Origin of the sequence: Pseudomonas sp. ICMP 8385 (genome assembly GCF_002699915.1) — a bacterium.
In the GTDB taxonomy this organism is placed as follows: domain Bacteria; phylum Pseudomonadota; class Gammaproteobacteria; order Pseudomonadales; family Pseudomonadaceae; genus Aquipseudomonas; species Aquipseudomonas gessardii.
Genome location: NZ_LKBY01000161.1, coordinates 1 through 6,643, shown reverse-complemented (window position 1 = coordinate 6,643; position 6,643 = coordinate 1). Strand labels below are relative to the sequence as shown.

Sequence of the window (6,643 nt, the reverse complement as noted above, 5' to 3'; positions counted from 1 at the left end):
CCTGTCTTTGAAATACAAAACGCCCGATGCGGTGCATCGGGCGTTAGGGTGAAACAGGTGTAAACCTATTTCAGGACTAGACACTCGAAAAATAAACCCGTCCCCTTTTTTGTCACCGGGTGTTGCTGATCGAGTCAGAGCCGCCACTTGCTCAGCGGTGAGGGCCACGCCCAGTTGCAGATTGAGCGAGTCGCGGTAGCCAATGGCGTTGTCCAACAGGTAGTCAGAGAAAAAATGGGAACAGATTTATTTGATCATTTCGCCGCCCGCTAGAAGCAAAAAATAAATCTGTCCCCTTTTGCGTTGCAAAAGCTCTGGACTTGCCAGCGCAATATCAAAATCACTCACCCTGCCAACGTCAAACTCTTTCCCAGTTCTAAAACTTTTGCCTGTTACGGCACTTCCTTGAAGAATTGGCTCTACATTCCCATAGCCAGCGCGTGCCAAACCATCTCGCGTATCTGTGCCAAAGCGTACAAAGTCATCTGTACTTGAAAAACCTTTTGGAATGACAGCCCCTTTTGCACCGGCGCAGGGCCGGTGTCAAATCGAGGCTGGGATCTACAGATAAATAAGCACCCTGGGTTTCCGGAGATACTTATTAACTATTTCGATTTAATGTATCCAGAAGCTTTTCAAATGCTTTAGGGGCAAGATCTTTTTCCTCTGGAGAAAGCAAAATATTCATGACCTGCTCATCACAAGCACAGTCATATATATCAATGCCTATCCAGCCTTCAGACCAAAATTCTACGGTCGCCAGCTTATTAAAGCCTTCCAGCTCTATCCGCTCAAGGTTACCAAAATCCCCGTTGGCGAATTTTGAATACTCTACGGAGTAGCCTTTCAATAGAGACTTAACTTCTTTATTAAACTGAAAAGCATCCATAACCCCTCTCACTTACTATCTAGCACATTAATATTTTTTACCTCAGGGAGATGTTCTCCACCCTGTTTATTAAGCAAATACTGCTGGGATTTACTTGCGTCCGGACCAATCATTTTATACCAGCCTTCCTTACCACCCTGCAATAATCCACTACTTGGAACATCAAACTCGACATAGACGGAACCTTTAGACGCAGCCCCCTTAAAATCAGCGGCACCGTTAGTTGAGATAAAGGTTTGCCCGCCGCCTCCCTGAACAATTTTGTTACTACTTTGCATCTGTGCCAGCTCATCAGGAGACATCCATCTCCCGACACGAGTCATGCTTACATCATTAATAGTTTGGGTTTCGCCAAGCTTCAATGCGGTATTAGCAGTACCTTTTGCACCCGAAGGTAATTTTCCTTTCCCTGCCCCGGGCTTAATAGCCACAACACCAACACCGGCCTTAACACCCTCAGCGGCCAGCGCTTCCAAAGCACCGCCATCTGCAGCTTTTATCTCCGCTGCAATTATATTAGTCGCAAATAAATTACTGTCAATATAGCTGCCAACGGCAAGCGCCGCGCCGCCTTTACCCTCAGCCCTCAAGCGGCTAACTAATTCAACTAATCCCTGATCATCATTGACAAGTGATGCTGAAATAGACTTGCAAATATCTGGTGTCTGAGTGCAAATCTCGCCCAACTTTTCGTTTCGCTCCTGGTCGCGCTGGGCGTATCGGTTTCTAACCTCCCTTTTTTCTTCTTCCGTGTTTTTACTATCTACCTCCTTAATCATCTCCTCCACTTCGCGATGCAACAGGTAGTTGTACTGCGTAGCATTCTTCGCAACCCAAGCCCCCTTCTCAATCTTGGCCGCATCCGCATCCTTCTGCCCGGCCGCCGCCAGCACGCCAACGATCTGCGAACTCATCGTCAGCAGCTCTTCGTTACCTTTGACCAGCGTATCCAGATGAGTAACCAGCGTCTCGTTCGCCCCTGCCGCCAACGCACCGGTTTTAAAGTCACCGCCCGTAGCCTCAGCCAGCAAGCCACCCACCATTGCGTGAATTGCAATCTTGGGTGCCGAACCATCGGCAACTACACCTTGGGTGTAATTCCCCACTAGGTTGAAACTGGCTGCCGCCAACGTATTGAAAAGTGCGCTTTTCAGCGCATCAAAAAGGGGACAGATTTATTTAACCGAAGAAAAATACCTCTAAGAAAATTAAACAAATCCGTCCCCTTTTACTTTTTTTACTTTTTTTACTTTTAACGTGGCTTTTTCAATGTTGCCCCAGGGCATCTATATAAGCAGCCTTCAACGCAAGACTGACAGCATTTAGTGTCTCTGACTTCAGATAGGCTAGATCCTGGCTAACTAGTTCCTGGCCTGCCATTTTTACTTTCACACGCGACTGCCCGGTATATTTAGCCGTTCCGATATAAACGGAGAGCCTGGCTTCGCACGCATAATAATCAGGACTGTTCCAAGTCTTGACGAAAACCCGGTCAATCTCGACTCTAGTTTTTATACTCGCATCAGCATCAGATCCGATAGACAGCTTGATAAATTCAGACCAATCGGTCACTGGGACATTAGCGAAGCCCTCGTACAGTCCCACATTGTAGTTGGCTGCATGCCAAACCACCTTACTATTCTCGGAACAGTGAGTGCAGCGTTCATCGCCGGAAACACTGATTATCGCTGAGTGAATGGCTTTATTTTTGATTGCAGATAGTTCTGCGTCTGTAGTGTAGGCTGCGAAGTGCAGTTGATTGGTGACGCAACCGGCCAACAGAAAAAACAAAAGCAAAAATATATTAAACCTAACTATCAAGATCAAGCATCCTTATCTGAAAAACTATAAAGTGAAAAATGGGACAGATTTATTTTTATCTATCGTGCCATGGCCTACCTTGCCCTCGATATGCGATTCGGATTCCTGCGATACGCTCGACCTCATCGATGAAGCGAGTAGTTCCAGTAAGTTGCCCACGCTGTAGAGCCAGACGTATCGTTTTCAACTCATCGCTTGAAACAGCCTGATTTACGAAGCTCTTGTAACTTTCCTGCCGATCCTGCTTTGTATCACCCAACACATCAAAGCAATCATCAATGTCTAACCAATCGTTATCAGGAGAACAGCCGACTCGGGCGTTATAACTTGACCATGGGTAGTCTGCTGCACTCGCAACAATATCGGCACGAACAGGATTCAGCTCGATGTATCGACAGCACGCCAGAAGATATCTTTCGGACTGCACCACGCTCGACTTATATCGACCCTCCCATAAAGTACCTGTCCGCCTCTCTATCCGGTTCCGATAGCGAGTAGCTCGTGCTGCAAGCGCTTTCATAAGTTGCCCCAAACCAGCAGCCGACTCGGTTGGTGTGACTAATAAATGAATATGATTGGTCATTAAACAATAGGCATATACTTTTACGCCAAATGCCTCCTTCAGCTCCCGAAGATCCCCTATATAGCGTTGGTAATCTTCTGGCGAGGCAAACACAACCTGACGATTGTGACCACGCTGTACAATATGGTGCGGGTAGTTTGGCAGAACAACACGTCCCATCCTAGGCATAATGAACCTCCTTCCTTAAGAGTTTATAGCCTAGCAAAGGGACAAAAATAAATTTTCTTTTTCTGCTTCAGCGTATAAATATCACAAGAAAAGGTCGTTTTTAGCTGGACGATTTAGTTAAAAATAAAACTTCCAAATACATAAAAACAAAACCAAATTATTAAAGAACGAAGTTGCGCAAGCCAAAAACAGATTATCTCACCCCAAAGCTCACCACAGAAAAATCGTGAGCTGACACAGCCACCCTTGAATCTGCTAAAAATAAATTTGTCCCTTTTTGCTTAATGGTTTCGGGTGAAGACACACCGCTAAACTTAGCTCCATGTTGCTTCTCCAGCACGGTCAACGGAACACCCTTGGTGGAGTTTATCGGCAATGCAGATGCTGGATTACCTGCCAGTGTTGCATCAGTAGCAATTGAACAATCAACGCAGTTATGAGTTCGCCTAGCGTCTGGATAACCTGGATTGACGTTCCTTATTGAACCTGCAGTTTCGTCCGCAACCCCTGCCGCTTTTGTACCAGTTCATAAATCCCAAATTCAAATAAATCCTTTTCCTTCAATATATGCCCACTAGACCAGCCCCAAGATCGGCTTGATCTGTTCATTCATTTGTACAAAAGTTTCATAGGACATGTTCGGGTCATCATTGAGAATTAAATAGACCCCACCCATCAGCCGTACCGCCATACGACACTTGCCTTCCAATCGTGCAATTACTTCATCAGGGCCATAGCCTAGAGCACGCTGACAAAGGGCTGCATCCCAGAACTGGGCAGGATATAGCGTATAAATATTGTTGCGCCCATCAATATCTAAAGTTTTGTCCTCACGCAACTGATTATAAACCGCGTTGTCATCGTTCAACCCTCCTTGATAATACAGACCATACAGATCATAGGATACATGAGCCCTATATCCCTTGAAAGCCTCAATCACTTTTGGTAAGTGCTCATTCACAACAAGTTTATAATCAATAGCCTTGTTTGATATCTTAAATCCAAACCGCAAGTGCTCGTCATAGGAGGCCCTATCTTCATATATGTATCGATCACCACGATACGCATAGTCTCCCACACACCGGAGCCCTCTGATGGGAAGTTTAACTGTATAGGTAGCAACTAACCCGTCGTCGCAACTCGGGGTAGCCGGAAGCTCAAGACCCGCAAACCCTAAAGGAGCACCAATCTGAGACATCCTATCCATGATTTCAGCATGTCGCTGATTTATAGATAGAGCTTTATCAGGACACGCATAAAACCATAGTTCTATATCTGCTGCACTCATGGGGTTCTTGTCCTAGTACTAACAACGCTATCGAAACCATTGGACCGAATGAAAGCCTTAGCCTGAGCCTCAACTTTTTGATTCGGAAACTCATATACAACTTTATATTCGGGATTTTGATCAACGGCAGATTTCACACGCTGCAAAGTATCCAAAACCGACTTTTGCGTTGAAGGGCTCCAGATGGCCAACTTTGTCTTTGCATCAATTAACATAACAGTCGAACCATCAACTGCCTTCTCAATTCCGTCAAACTTAACAAAATTGACGCCTTTTTCATTGGGGTTGGTATAGCGCAGCGCCGGCACCCCTCCTTTACCTGTCGCTAAATCAGTAAACGCGCCATTGGTACCCGCCTGAAAGTCCTGCGCCGCAGGCTTTCCTTTTGGGCCTTCCGCGACATAAATCAGACCTTTATTTTCACCACCCAAGGCTCTTGCCTCAGTCTCGGTAAGTACCCGGGTATTGAGGTTTGGCAGTAAGTCATCGACCTTACTTCCAAGCCCTTTTGCACCTGCTCCCTTCGTACTCCCGCCAAGTGCCCCTGTCGCAAACGCCTTCGGCAAGCCTACTGCCGTCGCGCCCAAAGCTCCAAGTACAATATTCGTCGCCGCGCCGCTCGTGTCCCCCTTATAAGCTTGCACACCGCCGTAAGCAACTTGCAACACCCCACTTTCAACAGTCACCAAACGTATAGCAGAGCCCAGCGCCCCGCCAAGCGCATACAAAGCAGGCGTACCAAGGGCCGCTTCCTGCTGGTAATTCTGGTCAATGCGCAATACGCCTTGCGCCTGACGGTAAAGCTGCTCGTTTTCGCTGTAGACACGAGTCATTTGCCCCCATACATCACCCGGATAGAGGCGCTCAAGCGAAGCGTTTTTATCCAAAGGCCTGGCGGCGTAAGCCACATCGTCACTTTGCATTTTCGGGCTAGGTAGAGTCAGCGCGACGACGGTCTCCCTCGCCTTGTCCTCCCCATACACCGTAATCAATGCATTGGTGTAATCCATCAAGTACGCAACTGCCGCCGTTCTTTCAGCATCGCTCATTGATCCTGGGTCACGCAGAAGATGCTGAACTAACGCGTCTGAGATCTGATCCCTACTGTCGAGCGTAAGGAGGTCCTGAGCGTCTTTAGCGGTGTACTCACCGTTCTTCAGTGCATTACGTGCTTTCTCCAGCGCCGACCTATCGGCTGGGCTCAGAAGGTTATTCTCAACCGCATTCTTCCCAACCTGCGCCGCCGCCACCGCACTCAGCGCATCCTTGCCCACTGCAGAACCCGAAATCCCCGCCGCCAACGTCGACAACGCCGAGATCGTCTGTTTCTGCTCCGCTGTCAGTTCCTGATTACTCACATCTCCATACAGCTGGTTACGGATCAACTTCGCCGTGGTGAGATCGTCTGTTTCTGCTCCGCTGTCAGTTCCTGATTACTCACATCTCCATACAGCTGGTTACGGATCAACTTCGCCGTGGCCTCAGCCGCCACCGCACCACCCGCTCCCACCAGTGCCGAGTTGCCACTGGCCCTGGCCAACACCGCCCCCAGTACCGCGTGGGCCATGAGGTTGGCGGCGTCATCACCCGCCGTCATGTCCTTGACCTGCTGCGCCAGGTAGGGCGCACTAGCGCCCGCGATGGCCGCGCCCACGTTGCCGCCGGCAATCCCCTGCACGATGGCGGTCACGGTTTGCGTGGTGCGTTGGAAACTGCTGCCGACGCCGTAATCGCTCTCGGCCTGTTGCCTCACTTGCAAGGGGGTGGGCTCGGCGATCCCACGTTCCAGCAACTTCTGCCGGGCCGCTTTGCCGGTGTCGCTGTTGGGGTCTTCGGACTCGTCGATTTTCGCCTTGGCGATGGTGCTGCCAATGGTGCGCGCCAGTTCGGCAGA

The 6,643-nt window shown here is 48.7% G+C and carries 7 protein-coding genes and 3 pseudogenes; all 10 read right to left on the bottom strand.

Annotated features, from left to right (window positions below; all coding sequences use genetic code 11):
• Positions 1-216 (bottom strand): annotated as a pseudogene (locus AO268_RS32965) (phage head morphogenesis protein); the annotation flags it as partial.
• Positions 217-601: 385 nt separating this feature from the next.
• Positions 602-889 (bottom strand): hypothetical protein, encoded by a 288-nt coding sequence (locus AO268_RS31065; RefSeq protein ID WP_076961998.1) that lies wholly within the window; start codon positions 887-889, stop codon positions 602-604.
• Positions 890-897: 8 nt separating this feature from the next.
• The gene (locus AO268_RS34050; protein WP_420876174.1) at positions 898-1,668 is read right to left on the bottom strand and encodes a TreTu family toxin; all 771 of its coding nucleotides are present in this window, start codon (positions 1,666-1,668) and stop codon (positions 898-900) included.
• A 20-nt stretch (positions 1,669-1,688) separates the two neighbouring features.
• Positions 1,689-2,049 (bottom strand): annotated as a pseudogene (locus tag AO268_RS33940) (DUF637 domain-containing protein); the annotation flags it as partial.
• 106 nt (positions 2,050-2,155) lie between these two features.
• Positions 2,156-2,716 (bottom strand): hypothetical protein, encoded by a 561-nt coding sequence (locus AO268_RS31055; RefSeq protein ID WP_257154491.1) that lies wholly within the window; start codon positions 2,714-2,716, stop codon positions 2,156-2,158.
• Positions 2,717-2,765: 49 nt separating this feature from the next.
• On the bottom strand, positions 2,766-3,461 hold the full coding sequence (locus AO268_RS31050) for an REP-associated tyrosine transposase (RefSeq protein ID WP_099170807.1): 696 nt from the start codon (positions 3,459-3,461) through the stop codon (positions 2,766-2,768).
• 193 nt (positions 3,462-3,654) lie between these two features.
• A complete protein-coding gene (locus tag AO268_RS33935) occupies positions 3,655-3,942 on the bottom strand; it encodes a toxin glutamine deamidase domain-containing protein (RefSeq protein WP_141562865.1) in 288 nt (95 codons plus the stop codon).
• A gap of 93 nt (positions 3,943-4,035) precedes the next feature.
• Complete coding sequence (locus AO268_RS31040) at positions 4,036-4,749, bottom strand: hypothetical protein (protein WP_141562864.1); 714 nt, start codon at positions 4,747-4,749, stop codon at positions 4,036-4,038.
• Positions 4,746-6,107, bottom strand: a complete 1,362-nt coding sequence (locus AO268_RS33445) for a VENN motif pre-toxin domain-containing protein (protein ID WP_257154490.1) — start codon at positions 6,105-6,107, stop codon at positions 4,746-4,748. The genes AO268_RS31040 and AO268_RS33445 overlap by 4 nt, the downstream gene beginning before the upstream one ends.
• Positions 6,108-6,130: 23 nt before the next feature.
• A pseudogene (locus tag AO268_RS31030) lies at positions 6,131-6,643 on the bottom strand (hemagglutinin repeat-containing protein); the annotation flags it as partial.